Annotated in this window: 13 protein-coding genes; 6 read left to right on the top strand and 7 right to left on the bottom strand. The window is 62.8% G+C overall.

Annotated elements, in window-relative coordinates; genetic code table 11:
• Positions 1-28 precede the first annotated feature (28 nt).
• On the top strand, positions 29-2,230 hold the full coding sequence (locus tag EN859_RS13390; RefSeq protein WP_127856784.1) for an RNA degradosome polyphosphate kinase: 2,202 nt from the start codon (positions 29-31) through the stop codon (positions 2,228-2,230).
• A complete protein-coding gene (ppx, locus tag EN859_RS13385) occupies positions 2,230-3,762 on the top strand; it encodes an exopolyphosphatase (protein ID WP_127856785.1) in 1,533 nt (510 codons plus the stop codon). The genes EN859_RS13390 and ppx overlap by 1 nt, the downstream gene beginning before the upstream one ends.
• Before the next feature lie 42 nt (positions 3,763-3,804).
• On the opposite strand, the gene EN859_RS13380 is transcribed toward ppx, so the two are convergent.
• The 5 genes from EN859_RS13380 to EN859_RS13360 all read right to left on the bottom strand — a co-directional run bounded on the left by EN859_RS13380 (position 3,805) and on the right by EN859_RS13360 (position 8,184).
• The gene (locus tag EN859_RS13380; protein ID WP_127856786.1) at positions 3,805-4,227 is read right to left on the bottom strand and encodes a DoxX family protein; all 423 of its coding nucleotides are present in this window, start codon (positions 4,225-4,227) and stop codon (positions 3,805-3,807) included.
• 153 nt (positions 4,228-4,380) lie between these two features.
• On the bottom strand, positions 4,381-4,803 hold the full coding sequence (locus tag EN859_RS13375; RefSeq protein ID WP_127856787.1) for a DoxX family protein: 423 nt from the start codon (positions 4,801-4,803) through the stop codon (positions 4,381-4,383).
• A 133-nt stretch (positions 4,804-4,936) separates the two neighbouring features.
• Complete coding sequence (gene fumC, locus EN859_RS13370) at positions 4,937-6,334, bottom strand: class II fumarate hydratase (protein WP_127856788.1); 1,398 nt, start codon at positions 6,332-6,334, stop codon at positions 4,937-4,939.
• A gap of 112 nt (positions 6,335-6,446) precedes the next feature.
• Positions 6,447-7,223, bottom strand: a complete 777-nt coding sequence (locus tag EN859_RS13365) for an SDR family oxidoreductase (protein WP_127856789.1) — start codon at positions 7,221-7,223, stop codon at positions 6,447-6,449.
• A gap of 181 nt (positions 7,224-7,404) precedes the next feature.
• A complete protein-coding gene (locus EN859_RS13360; RefSeq protein ID WP_127856790.1) occupies positions 7,405-8,184 on the bottom strand; it encodes an NIPSNAP family protein in 780 nt (259 codons plus the stop codon).
• A 113-nt stretch (positions 8,185-8,297) separates the two neighbouring features.
• Between EN859_RS13360 and EN859_RS13355 the strand changes: the two genes are divergently transcribed.
• Positions 8,298-8,900: a TetR/AcrR family transcriptional regulator gene (locus tag EN859_RS13355; protein ID WP_127856791.1), complete on the top strand. Its 603-nt coding sequence runs from the start codon at positions 8,298-8,300 to the stop codon at positions 8,898-8,900.
• A 43-nt stretch (positions 8,901-8,943) separates the two neighbouring features.
• Here the strand turns inward: EN859_RS13355 and EN859_RS13350 are convergent, their stop codons facing one another.
• Positions 8,944-9,531 carry a hypothetical protein gene (locus EN859_RS13350; RefSeq protein ID WP_127856792.1) on the bottom strand — a complete coding sequence of 196 codons (588 nt, stop codon included), beginning with the start codon at positions 9,529-9,531 and terminating at the stop codon, positions 8,944-8,946.
• A gap of 145 nt (positions 9,532-9,676) precedes the next feature.
• Here EN859_RS13350 and EN859_RS13345 point away from each other — a divergent pair, with 145 nt between their 5' ends.
• Positions 9,677-10,819 carry a metallophosphoesterase gene (locus EN859_RS13345; RefSeq protein WP_127856793.1) on the top strand — a complete coding sequence of 381 codons (1,143 nt, stop codon included), beginning with the start codon at positions 9,677-9,679 and terminating at the stop codon, positions 10,817-10,819.
• 59 nt (positions 10,820-10,878) lie between these two features.
• Here EN859_RS13345 and EN859_RS13340 read toward each other — a convergent pair whose 3' ends face one another.
• Positions 10,879-11,067, bottom strand: coding sequence for a CsbD family protein (locus EN859_RS13340; protein ID WP_189501930.1), 189 nt, complete (start codon positions 11,065-11,067; stop codon positions 10,879-10,881).
• A 322-nt stretch (positions 11,068-11,389) separates the two neighbouring features.
• On the opposite strand from EN859_RS13340, the gene EN859_RS13335 reads away from it, so the two are divergent.
• Both EN859_RS13335 and EN859_RS13330 read left to right on the top strand, forming a co-directional pair.
• Entirely contained in the window at positions 11,390-12,229 is an 840-nt protein-coding gene (locus tag EN859_RS13335; RefSeq protein ID WP_127856795.1) for an NmrA family NAD(P)-binding protein, read from the top strand.
• A gap of 181 nt (positions 12,230-12,410) precedes the next feature.
• On the top strand, positions 12,411-13,079 hold the full coding sequence (locus EN859_RS13330) for a glutathione S-transferase family protein (protein ID WP_127856796.1): 669 nt from the start codon (positions 12,411-12,413) through the stop codon (positions 13,077-13,079).
• Positions 13,080-13,284: the final 205 nt, after the last annotated feature.

Raw genomic sequence — 13,284 nt, 5'->3', positions numbered from 1 at the left:
GGAAATGAGTGCGGGAAGAGCAAGAACCATGACCGAATTGAAACCGGTGCAGAACGAATTCATCAATGCCGAGGTGGTGAGCCCCGAAGGCGGCAACCCCGACCGCTTTGTCAACCGCGAGTTTTCCTGGCTGCAGTTCAACCGGCGCGTTCTGGAGGAGTCGCTGAATGTCAGCCACCCGCTGCTCGAACGAGTCCGCTTCCTGTCGATCTCGGCCGCCAATCTCGACGAGTTCTTCATGGTCCGCGTCGCCGGTCTCGCCGGCCAGGTGCGCGAGGGCATCGTGCTGAAAAGCCCGGACGGCCGCACGCCGGAGCAGCAGCTGGAACAGTTGCTGCGCGAGGTCGAACGCCTGCAGGAGGACCAGCAGAAGAGCCTTTCGGCGCTGATGCTGCTGCTCAACAAGGAAGGCATCGAGAGCATCACCCGCGACGCGCTGACCAGGGACGAAAAGACCTGGCTGGAAGAGCACTTCCAGGAACAGGTTTTTCCCGTGCTCACGCCGCTGTCCATCGACCCGGCGCACCCGTTCCCGTTTATTCCCAATCTCGGCTTCTCGATGGCGCTGCAGCTTCGCCACCGCAAGAACGGTGAGGAGATGAGCGCCCTGCTGCGCCTGCCGGTGGCGCTGAAGCGCTTCATCCGCCTGCCGGACCGCAAGAACCATGTCCGCTTCATTCCGCTCGAAGAGGCAGTCGGCCTCTATATCGGCAAGCTTTTCCCCGGCTACGAGGTCAAGGGCTCCGGCACGTTCCGCATCATCCGCGACAGTGATATCGAGGTTGAGGAGGAGTCCGAGGATCTCGTGCGCCTGTTCGAGACGGCGCTGAAGCGCCGCCGCCGCGGTTCGGTCATACGCATTGAGTTCGACATGCTGATGCCGGCCGCACTACGCGACTTCGTCGCCGGTGAGCTCGGCGTTGCAGCAAGCCGCATCAGCGTGCTCACCGGTCCGCTGGCGCTCAGCCAGATTTCCGAGATCGTCGCCGTCGCTCGCGACGACCTCAAATTCACGCCCTACAATCCGCGTTTTCCCGAACGCATCCGCGAGCATGGCGGCGATTGTTTTGCCGCCATCCGCGAGAAGGACATCATCGTTCACCACCCTTACGAATCCTTCGACGTTGTGGTGCAGTTCCTGCGCCAGGCGATGGCCGATCCCGAAGTGGTGGCAATCAAGCAAACGCTCTACCGCACCTCCAACGACAGCCCGATCGTGCGGGCGCTGGTCGATGCGGCGGAGGCCGGCAAGTCGGTGACGGCGCTGGTCGAGCTCAAGGCGCGCTTTGACGAGGAAGCCAACATCCGCTGGGCGCGCGACCTCGAGCGCGCCGGCGTCCAGGTCGTATTCGGCTTCCTCGAGCTGAAGACCCACGCCAAGATGTCGCTGGTGGTGCGGCGCGAGGACAGCAAGCTGCGCAACTACGTGCATCTCGGCACCGGCAACTACCATCCGGTCACCGCGCGCATCTATACCGACCTGTCCTTCTTCACCACCGATCCGACGATTGCGCGCGATGTCGCCCAGCTCTTCAATTTCATCACCGGCTATGCCGAGCCGGCCGAGCAAATGCGGCTGGCGATATCGCCGTTTACACTGCGCGACCGCATCCTGAGGCACATCTCAGAAGAAGTGAGCCACGCGCTGGAGGGCCGGCCTGCCCGCATCTGGATGAAGATGAACGCGCTCGTCGATCCGACCGTCATCGACGCGCTTTACGACGCCAGCGGTGCCGGCGTCGAGATCGACCTCGTCGTGCGCGGCATCTGTTGCCTGAGGCCGCAGGTGCCGGGCCTGTCGGAGAACATAAGGGTGAAATCGATCGTTGGCCGTTTCCTCGAACACAGCCGCATCTACTGCTTCGGCAACGGCTATGGCCTGCCTTCGGATGAAGCGGTCGTCTATATCTCCTCGGCAGATTTGATGCCGCGCAATCTCGACCGCCGCGTCGAGACCCTGGTACCGATCACCAATCCAACTGTGCATGAACAGGTTCTTGGCCAGATCATGCTGGGCAACATCATGGACAACCAGCAAAGTTTCGACGTATTGGCTGACGGAACCTCCCGGCGCGTCGTGCTGGAGGAGGGCGAGGAACCGTTCAACGCGCAGGAATATTTCATGACCAATCCGAGCCTGTCGGGACGGGGCGATGCGCTGAAATCGCATGCGCCCAAGCGCATCGCGCAGTTCAAGCGCCGCAAGAAGCTGAACGCAGCGACTGGCTGATGATTTCAACATCCCAGGGCCGGCTCCAGGACCGCCGACCGCTATCCATCATCGACATCGGGTCGAACTCGATCCGTCTTGTCATCTATGAGGGGCTGGCGCGCTCGCCGACCTTGCTGTTCAACGAGAAGATGCTGGCCGGCCTCGGCCGCGGCATCGTTTCGACCGGAAAGCTCGACCCCGGGGCGGTGACGCGCTCGATGGAGGAATTCCGCCGCTTCCGTGCGCTTTCCGAACAGGCTGGTGCCTCACACATGTATGTGCTGGCCACCGCCGCCGCCCGCGAGGCGATCAACGGTCCAGACTTCATCCACCGCGCCGAGGACGTGCTCAGGACCGAGATTGAGGTGCTGAGCGGCCGCCAGGAGGCCCATTATTCGGCGCTCGGCGTCATTTCCGGCTTCCATCCCGCCAACGGCATTGCCGGCGACCTCGGCGGCGGCAGCCTCGAACTGATCGACATCAACGGTGAGGCGATCGGCGACGGTATCACGCTGCCGCTGGGCGGCCTGCGCCTGCAGGACATGGCCAAGAACTCGCTTGCCCAGGCGGCAAGGATCGCGCGCCAGGAACTGGCGCGGGCAAAGTTGCTGAAAGGCGGGCAGGGCAGGCCCTTCTATACGGTCGGCGGCACCTGGCGAAACCTCGCCCGGCTGCATATGGAAATGACCAATTATCCGCTCGGCGTCATGCACCACTACGAGATCAGCGCCGACAGTGCCGCGAGCTTCCTCAAGCAGGTGGCGAAAGCCGAGATCGAGAAGATCAAAGGTATCGAGGGCGTCTCGAAGAACCGCCGTTCGCTCCTGCCCTATGGCGCCATCGTGCTGCAAGAGATCATGGCGGCGATGCAGCCGTCGAAGATCATCGTCTCGGCGCTGGGCGTGCGCGAGGGCTTTCTCTATTCGCTGCTCGACGCGGCCGAGCAGAAGGCCGATCCGCTGATCTCGGCAACGGAGGAACTGGCCCAACTGCGCTCGCGCTCGGTCACCCATGCGCGCGAGCTTGTCGAATGGACGGGCAAGGCATTCGCCGCCTTCGGCATCGACGAGACCGAGGACGAGGCGCGCTATCGCCAGGCCGCCTGCCTACTCGCCGACATCGGCTGGCGCGCCCATCCCGAATATCGCGGCAAGCAGTCGCTCAACATCATCGCCCATGCCTCGTTCATCGGCGTCGACCACCCGGGCCGCGCCTTCCTGGCGCTTGTCGGCCTGTTTCGCCACGAGGGCGTGTTCACCGAAGCCGCTCCGGAAATCCGCAGCCTGGCGACGCCGCGTTACCTCGAGCGCGCCCGCGCGCTGGCAGCGATGATGCGCGTCGTCTACCTGCTGACGGCGGCGATGCCGGGCGTCATGCCACGGCTGAAATGGGAGAACCGCGGCAACGGCATGCTGGCGCTGGTGCTGCCTGCTTCGCTGTCCGACCTTTACGGCGAACGGCCGGCCGGCCGGCTGGCGCAGCTGGCCAAGGTCACCAACCGGCGCTTGGTGCTGGCGGTCGAGGGCGGCCCCAGCGTGTCGGTCAAGTGACCTGTTCCAGTTAAGTAACCTGTCTCCGTCAACTGGCTTTGGTCAGGTCGTCTCAGGGCCGATGCCAAGAGCCCAGCCGTCGATCGAATAGGCGCCGGCGCCGGCCATCGCCAGCGCCAGGAAACCGCCTGATATGGCGATGTCCTTCATCAGCATCTGCGAGTGCAGGAGGGTCAGTGTCGGATCGTCGCCGCCCTGGCCGTAGTGGCCGATGAAGCCGGCGGCGATGCAGAAGGCGGCGAGCAGCAGTGCCGCAATCGGCGTCCTGAGGCCCACGAGGATGAGCAGTCCTGCAATCAGCTCGAACAGGCCGGTTGCCCAGGCCGCCAGCGTCGGCAGCGGCAGGCCGAGGCCGGCAAAATAGCCTGATGTTCCGGCAATGTCGGCAAGCGCATGGAAACCGGATGGAACGAACAAGGCGGCGAGCAGCAGTCGGGAAAGCAGAAGCAGCGCGTTGCGGGGCATGGTCACCTCCGATGTCGGTGGGGCTGGTCGACCCTATTCGTCACCGACGCCTCGATCCTAGCAGGAATTGCCAGTTGGAACGCATGCATAGACAACGAAAAAGCGGCGCGGAAAATTCCGCGCCGCTTTTGGCCAGGTATTTCCAGCCGAGGCTCAGCCTCGCTTGGCGTCGATCGAATAGGCGCCGGCGCCGGCCGAGGCCAGCGCGATGAAGCCGCCGGCAATCGCCAGGTTCTTCATGAAGTTGATCATCTGCATCTGGTCGGCCCAGCCGGTGTGGGCGACCAGCGCCGTGGCGACGGTGAAGACCGCAAGCACCCAGCCGGCAATCCGGGTCTGGAAGCCGACGAGGACGGCGAGGCCGCCGACCAGCTCGATCAGGCCAACGACGATGGCCGTTGCGGTTGGCATCGGCAGGCCCAGGCTGCCGAAATAACCAGCTGTTCCGGCAATTGCCGTGAGCTTGCCGAAACCGGAAAGCAGGAAGATGACTGAGAGCAGGATGCGGCCAAGCAGGATCGTGGCCGAGGCATTGGAAACTGTGCCGGAACCGGCAACGGAAGTGTTGGTGGACATGGTGATTCTCTCCGGAAGGTTTTTTTGCGATACCGACCAGATAGAACAGGCTGACTGTTCACCAAAGACGCAGATCTGGTGACAGTTCGTTCACCGCAGTAACGTTTTTGCGACCAGATTGTGAGTCGACGACCTATCCCGGATGTGTCATGTCCTCCGGCCGCACCAGCCGGTCGTAGTCGGCCTCGCTGACCAATCCGGTGGCAAGCGCTTCCTCGCGCAGCGTGGTGCCCTTTTTATGCGCAGTCTTGGCGATCTTGGCGGCGTTGTCGTAGCCGATGGTAGGCGCCAATGCTGTCACCAACATTAGCGAGCGGTCTAGCGCCGCCTTGATGTTGTCCTCGCGGGCTTCGATCCCGACGACGCAATTGTCGGTGAAGGAGATGGAGGCGTCGGCCAGAAGCTGTACCGACTGCAAGAAATTATAGGCCATCAGCGGATTGTAGACGTTGAGCTCGAAATGGCCCTGGCTGCCGGCGAAGGTCAATGCCGCATGATTGCCGAACACCTGCACGCAGACTTGCGTCAACGCCTCGCACTGTGTCGGATTGACCTTGCCGGGCATGATCGAGGAACCCGGTTCGTTTTCCGGCAGCGACAATTCGCCGAGGCCGGAGCGAGGCCCGGAGCCGAGGAAGCGGATGTCATTGGCAATCTTGAACAGGGCGGCAGCGCAAGCGTTAATGGCGCCGTGCGAGAACACCATGGAGTCATGCGCGGCAAGTGCCTCGAACTTGTTCGGCGCGGTGACGAAGCCGATGCCGGTGATATCAGCAATGCGTGCCGCCACCTTTTCGGCAAAGCCGACCGGCGCGTTGAGGCCGGTCCCGACGGCGGTGCCGCCTTGTGCCAGTTCCTGCAGGCCGGGCAGCGTCATCTCGATGCGATTGATCGAGGAGGCGACCTGCGCGGCATAGCCCGAGAATTCCTGGCCCAGCGTCAGCGGCGTCGCATCCTGCGTATGGGTGCGGCCGATCTTGATGATGTGGGCGAAAGCCCTGGTCTTGGCTTCGAGCGCCGCATGGAGATGCCTCAACGCCGGCAACAAATCATGCACGATGCGCTCGGCGCAGGCGATGTGCATGGCCGTCGGATAGGTGTCGTTCGACGACTGGCTCATATTGACGTGGTCGTTGGGGTGCACCGGCTTCTTCGACCCCATGACGCCGCCGAGCAACTCGATCGCCCGGTTGGAGATCACCTCGTTGGTGTTCATGTTGGATTGCGTGCCCGAGCCGGTCTGCCAGACGACCAGCGGGAAATGGTCGTTGAGCTTGCCGTCGATCACCTCTTGCGCGGCCTCGATGATCGCCTTGCCGATCGTTGGATCCAGTCGCTTTAGCTCCATATTGGCTTCGGCCGCCGCCCGCTTGACGATGCCGAGCGCGCGCACGATCGAGGCCGGCTGCTTTTCCCAGCCTATCTTGAAATTGCCGAGCGAACGCTGCGCCTGCGCGCCCCAGTAGCGGTCTGCGGCGACCTCGATGGCACCGAACGTGTCGGTTTCGGTTCTGGTCTCTGGCGCGCTCACATGTCTCTCCGGTCTGTCGAAATTCGGCACCGGCGTATCGCGTTGCACAACGGCCTTCAAGCGGAGATTTGCAGGCGGCGAGGATGCAAATCGGTTGAAGGGAGGCACTTCTTCACCCCGCCGTATACCCGCCGTCGATGGCGAAGATGCCGCCGCTGGTCCAGGCGGCCTCGTCGCTGGCGAGATAGACGGCGATGCCGGCAAGATCGCTGGTCTGGCCGATGCGGCCGAGCGGATAGCTGCGCTCGACATAGGCCTTGAGCTCGGCCTGTGCGGCCGGCGGCAAGTTTTCGATCGATTTCCGTCGCATGGCGGTATCGACCGTGCCCGGCGCGATAGCGTTGACTCTTATGCCGCGCGGGCCAAGCTCGAATGCCAGCGACTTGGTCAGCGAATTGAGCGCGCCCTTGGACAGCGAATAAAGGCTCGACGGCCGCTTCGGGATCATCTTGTCGGCGAAATAGGACGAGACGTTGATGACTGAGGCGCCGCTTGGCACGAGATGCGGCAGCAGCCGCTGGGTGAGGAAGAACACTGCCGTCACATTGAGCGCGAAGGATTGCTGGAACTGCTCTTCGCTGACGGTTTCGAACGGCACCAGGAAGGCGATGCCGGCATTGTTGACGATGATGTCGAGCGGAGGGCCGCGCCTTACGTGCGCGACCACAGCGTCGATGCCGGTATTGGTCGAAAGATCGGCCGACAGGGTCTTGGCGCTGGCGCCGCCTTTGTTCGAAGCGGCGAGTTTTACGCGGGCCGCTTCGAGCTTCCCGGCGTCGCGGCCGACGATCAGCACATCGGCGCCTTCACGCGAAAAGGCCTCCGATATCGCCAGGCCGATCCCGTCCGAACCGCCAGTCACCAGTGCCCGTTTGCCGTGAAGTCTCATCGAACGCTCCCGCGCTATCTCTATTCTGCCTGATCAAGAGAGCAGCGCCGATCAGTGAGGCGGTCAAGCCGCCGGCCTATCGCACAGTATGAACTTCAGCGGGGCGCCTTCTGCCGCCGACATTCTCTTGATCCAGGCTGCCACGGCCGGGAAATTCGGGGCATGGGTCTGAGCAGCAGGCTTATCGCAGCAGCGATCGTGCGGTGGGCGATAGCCGCAACGTCTGCGCCGGCTTCGCAGATGCCGCTTGCAACGTCTGCCGGCATGCTTGCCACTCGGGTGAAGCGGTAAGCGCGGCTTCGTGGCGTGCATAGGCGTCGGCGCTGTCGAAACCTGTGACGCTGACGAAGACGTTTTCGCCAACCCGCACCGGCAGGCGAGGAAAGCTGTTCTCGGCGTGCTCGCTGACGAAGGCGGCGAGCGGCCTTACGCCAAACGCCTCGAACACGGGCAGGGCTTGGGCCTCGAAGTTTCCGGCGAAGTTGACCTCGGTGCCGGGCCGCAAATGATGAATCTGGATGGCATAAAAGCTCGCCAACAAGCTCGCATCGCTCGGTTTTTTGCCGTCGACCGGAGCTGGCCGCCACAGCCCGGACAGGTCGAAGCCGGCGTCCCGCCATGCCGGTTTCAGCAGCAGCACATCGTCGGAATCAATCATCGTGGCGTTGGCGGCGTCGCGCCAGGCGGCCCATACCGACCCGTCATAGAAGGCGGTCAGCGCATCTTTCCGCGCTTCCATGCCGTCGAAGCCGCGCATCCAGACGAACATGTCCGGTCGGTCGAGGTCGCGGAACTGACCGATGATGGTCATGCCTGCCTCTTCCTGGCCTTCGATCAGGTGGGCGTCGAAGATGCCGATCAGCGTCTCGCGCCGGCCGGGCTTCAATGTGTATTGCCGGAGTTCGACGATCGGCGAAGCAAGGCAATCGGATTTCTTCGCGGCGCTCAAGGGAGGGATCATGGCTCGGCCTTAAAACAGGGTGGTCGTCCTGTTCTTAAACAGACCGGTTGTCCTGTTTTGTCAATATGGTATTTCTCCCTTTCCTTCTCCCAGGGGAGAAAGGGGAGATCGCGATGGCACCGCTCGTCAAAAAACGCACCAACGACCCCGCAGGCATGCGCAAGAGGGTGCTCGATATCGCCGAAGCGTCATTTCAGGAGCGCGGCTACCATGTCTCCAGCCTTGGCGACCTGATGGCGGCTGCGGGCGTCACCGGCGGCGCGCTGCATCACCATTTTCCGACCAAGAAGGCGCTGGCGCTGGCGGTAATCGAGGAGCGGGTCGCCGCCGCCGTCGAGGAAACCTGGATCGCGCCGGTGCTGGCGGCAGGCTCGGCGCGCGAGGGCGTGCACAGCGTATTCGAGGCCGTGGCGGCGGAACTGGAACAGCAGGGTTTCGTGCGCGGCTGCCCGCTCAACAATCTGGCGCATGAATTGTCGCTCGCCGATCCGGATTTCCGCGCCGCCCTTGCCGGTATCTTTTCGGCATGGCGCCAGGCGATCGTCGACAAGGTCAGGGCCGACCAGCAAGCGGGCAGGGAGCAGGGCACGGATCCACAGCGCTTTGCGGCACTCGCGGTTGCCGCCTATTCGGGCGCCATGTCGATGGCCAAGACGGCGCAGGACGCCAGCCTGCTGCGCGACTGCCTGGCGGAACTGGAGCGGACCGCAGCCTGAAAAACGGCCTGCCTGGACACAAAATCCTATTTGGACATCAAACCTATTTGGACAGGGGCTTGATGGTCTCGTAGCCGACCACGCTTTCGGCTTTTGTGCCCTCGTCATAGCGCCTGGCGAGAACCGCCTGCAAATCGGGTGCGTAAAGCGCGGTGAATTCATCCAGCTTCTCGCCGTCCTCGCTCCTGATCGTCTGCTTGACGGCAAGCACATTGTATTTGCAGTCGCCCAGGCTAAAGCTCTCCTTGCCCTTGACGGCGAGTTCCAGCGTCTCGGTGCCCTTCGGCTGCTTGCTGGGTGTGAGACGGACAAACAGCGTCTTGCTCTTGGCACCGGCCTTCAGCGGAAACAATTTTCTGAGATCCGAAAGCGGGATCATTGCCAGCTGTCCTGTGCTGCTGTCGCGAAACACCTCGATCAGGCCGCCGAACAGGAACTGCGTCTGTGGCGATTCGGACTGGTATTTGTTGGCGACGGAAACCATGCCGCCGGCCGCGGGGCGAAATTCGCTGTGGATGCCTGGCTTTTCGAGGACGAAGCCGACCTTGGCGGATTTGGCGTTGATGCACTCGGCACCATTTGCGGCGCTCGCCAGCATGATCAGTGTCATGCCGATAGGCGCAACTCTCATGGCACTTCCTCTCTCTAGTCGCGCAAGCCCGACACCCGGCACCGGAAAAATGACAGACCGACGGCAATGTGTCGATGCATGGCGCATGAGAGAGCCATGCAGGAGAACTGGACGGACGAGCACTGGCCGTGCTGAATTCCGACGCATGATGAACCGCCGCTCGGCAAGATCGGTTTCCCGGCGCAGCGTCCTGGCGCAGCTGGCAGGGTTTGCCGTGGCGGGCACCCTTGCGCGCCAGGCCTTCGGCCAGACCGGGCAGCGCATTTCGCCGATCGACGCCACCTTCCTGTTCATCGCCGATGTCCATGCCTGCCGCATGGCCAATGGGCTTAGTCCCCATTGCGAGCAGGAGGGCAAGACCGACGCCGCCTTGCTGCGCAATGTTGCCGCCCTCAACGGCATCGGCGACAGGCAATGGCCGCACGAAATCGACGGCGTTGCGACCGGCCTGCGTTCGGCGGGCAGCATCGGCACGCCGCTGGGCATCGTTGTCGGTGGCGACATCACCGACGACGGCGGCGGTCAGATCACCCAGCCTCGCGAGGGCACACAGCTTCTCCAGTTCAGCCAGCGCTACCAGCAGGGTGTCGGCCCCGATCGCGTGCATGTGCCGGTCTATGTCGGGCTCGGCAACCACGACCTCGACCAGAACGGGCCGCGGCGGAATGTCGATTGGTACCGGCGCGAAATGCGCGACTATGTCGAGGTCAACCATCGCGCCGGCGTGTTCTTCAAGCCGCCGGTGCCGGCGACCGACTACGATGTCGACACCGATTGCTATTCATGGGACTGGGGCGGCCTGCATCTCATCCAGACGCACCGCTTCGCCGGCGACACCGGTCATGGCGCCGATAACAGCCTGCCATGGTTGAAACAGGATCTGGCGACCTACGCCGGCGACGGCCGCCCGGTCATCCTGTTCCAGCACTATGGCTGGGATGGCTTTTCGATCGAAAGATGGGACACCGCCAAAAAACTATTCGACGATGACGGCGCCGGCCGGCCGCATTGGTGGAGCGAGGCGGACAGGCGGGCGCTGCTGGCGGCGCTGAAGGGCTATAATGTCATCGGCATCTTCCATGGCCATCAGCACGCGAGGCCGATGATCTACAATCGCGACGGGCTCGACGTGTTCAAGCCAAAGGCCGCCTTCATGGGCGGCTTCGCGCTTGCGCGTGTCACCAGCAACAGCATGGACGTCGTGCTCGGCGAAGCCACCAACGACCATGGCGGGGTCGCTTTCACCAACGCTTTCTCCAAGAGCCTGGAGTTTTTGGCCAGTAAATAGCGGCCCCGGTAAATAGCGGCCGGACTTGCCATTTTTCACTGCTGGGAAGACGGCGCGGCTCAAAGCGCCTTCTTCACCTTGTCCTTCACGTCGCCATAGGCCTTCTGCAATTTACCGGCGATCTTGTCGACCGAGCCTTCAGCCTCGACACGCCTGTTGCCGGTGGCCTTGCCGGCGGCCTTCTTCACCGACCCTTTGACCTGTTTGGCCACGCCTGCAACCTGGTCCTTGTTCACCATTGTCCGCACCTCCTGGGAGTTCCACCCAAAAGCGAATATCGAGAAAACGGGCAGGCGCGGCCTCGGTTCCGAGGCCGGTATTTGCCGTCCGCATCGGTTGTCGCCATCGCGGCCACCTGACATATCCGCGCAGAATGGCACGCTATCGCGAGGACGGCTCAAGTAGCGCGTCCCATCGTCCTCCCGATGGTGGGGATCGCAGATTTTTGCGTTCGGCGATGGAATTCCTCTTCCGGATAAGTACACTGCGCAGCAGCTCTCCACTCGCTGCGACATTCGCCGAATGTCCGATCTCGGCGATGCCCCACAAATGGCGCACAGGGAGAACGCCATGACAATTCTCGCCATCGGTGCCGCCGGCGCAGTCGCCGGCCTTGTCGTTCCCGCCCTGGCAGAACGCGGCGCGCGGGTGCGTGGCCTGGTCCGCAAGCCGGAGCAGGTCGATCAGGTGCGCGGTTGTGGCGCGGCGGAAGTCACTGTTGGCGATCTTCGCGACCGGACGAGCCTCGATCAAGTGTTCCGGGACATCGACGCCGTCTTCTATATCTATATCGCACCGGCGTTCCTTCCTGGCGAAGCCGAGGTGGGAAAGGGCGTGGTCGACGCTGCGATCAGGGCAGGCGTGCGCCGGTTCGTGTTTTCGTCGGTGATCCACCCCGTGCTCAGCGGGCTCGTCAACCACGCCGCCAAGGCTGTCGTCGAGGAGGCGGTGCTCAACTCGACACTGGAGTATACGTTCCTCCATCCGACCCTCTATTTCCAGAATTACGCCGGGCTCTGGTCCACGATCATCAAAGCGGGAGTGCTGGCAGAACCATGGTCGGCCGACACCCGTTTCACACGGGTCGACTATCGTGATGTCGCGGAAGCCGCGGCGATCGCATTGACCGAGGATCGGCTGCTCTACGGCACGTTTGAGCTCTGCTCGGCGGGCAATTTGAACCGCAAGGAGGTCGCGGCGTTGATCGGCGAGGTGCTGGATCGCGAGATCAGGGCCGAGACGAGTGATCCAGCCGCTCTCGGCGATATTCCGAAGCCGATGAGGACGATGTTCGAACATTATGAGCATCGCGGTCTGCTCGGAAGCCCGCTGACGTTGCGCGCCATTCTGGGTCGGGAGCCACGGACGCTGCGTGCCTATATCAAGGAACTCGCTGCCGGAAAAGCTTAGCGTTCCTGGGCAGGTCCAAAGGTGCAAAGGCGCAGGTCGTACGGAAGCGGAGGTCGGGGATCGGTGCATCCGAAAAATCGGAATCGATTTTCGGCAGGGATCGTGCACAAGATCGTGCAGCGTTCTGTGCGCGTCTAAAAAGGCGCGGCCGTAGTCTGGCGAAAAATCCGGGGGAACCGTCTTGACTGAATTCACGCTCTACATCGGCAACAAATGCTTTTCGTCCTGGTCGCTGAGGCCATGGGTGGCGATGAAGCATCTGGAGATCCCGTTCGACGAAAGTTTTGTGCGCCTGCGCACGCCGGAGACCGCTGCCAATCTGGACAAAGTGTCGCCAACCGGGCTGGTGCCGGTGCTGAATCACAAGCCGTTGAATGGTGGAGGCAGGGTCGTCTGGGAAACCCTTGCCATCCTTGAATATCTTGCCGACCTGTTTCCGGAGAAGAAGCTGTGGCCGGCCGATATCGGCGCCCGCGCGCTGGCGCGCTCGGCGGCGACCGAGATGCATTCCGGTTTTCGCGAGGTGCGCTATGGCTGGCCTATGAATTTGCGCCGGCCGAAGGGCCACAAGCCGCTCGACGCCGAAGGCGAGGCGCAAAGGGCTCGCATCGAGGCGCTGTGGCGCGAGTGCCGGGAAAAATATGGCAAGGGCGGCCCGTTCCTGTTCGGTCACTTCACTGCGGCCGATGCCATGTATGCGCCTATCGTCACCCGCTTCGACACCTATGGCGGCACGTTGGCGCCGGATATCAGAGCCTATGTCGACGCCATGCTTTCAACACCGGCCATGCGCCACTGGTATGCTGAAGCGGCGAAGGAGAAATGGCCGGAGCCCGGCCCGGACGAGTGAGCCTGATTAGAAGGCGGGTTTTCAGAACGCCCGTTCGGGGCGCGGCTTTCGCTACGAAATCCTGCCGATGATGACCGCGGTGATGTGAAGAGGGCGCGCCGCCGTATAGGAACGCCTCTCGCGCGGTAGTCGCGCGGGAGGCGTCCATTGTCGTCAGCCTTTCCACAGATTGCTCTCCGGAACTCTTGACGACATTTGGAAAATG

The organism is Mesorhizobium sp. M00.F.Ca.ET.216.01.1.1, from assembly GCF_004010325.2.
Classification (GTDB): domain Bacteria; phylum Pseudomonadota; class Alphaproteobacteria; order Rhizobiales; family Rhizobiaceae; genus Mesorhizobium.
Note: the sequence above shows the minus strand (reverse complement) of the source record. Positions and strands in the feature narration are given on the sequence as shown.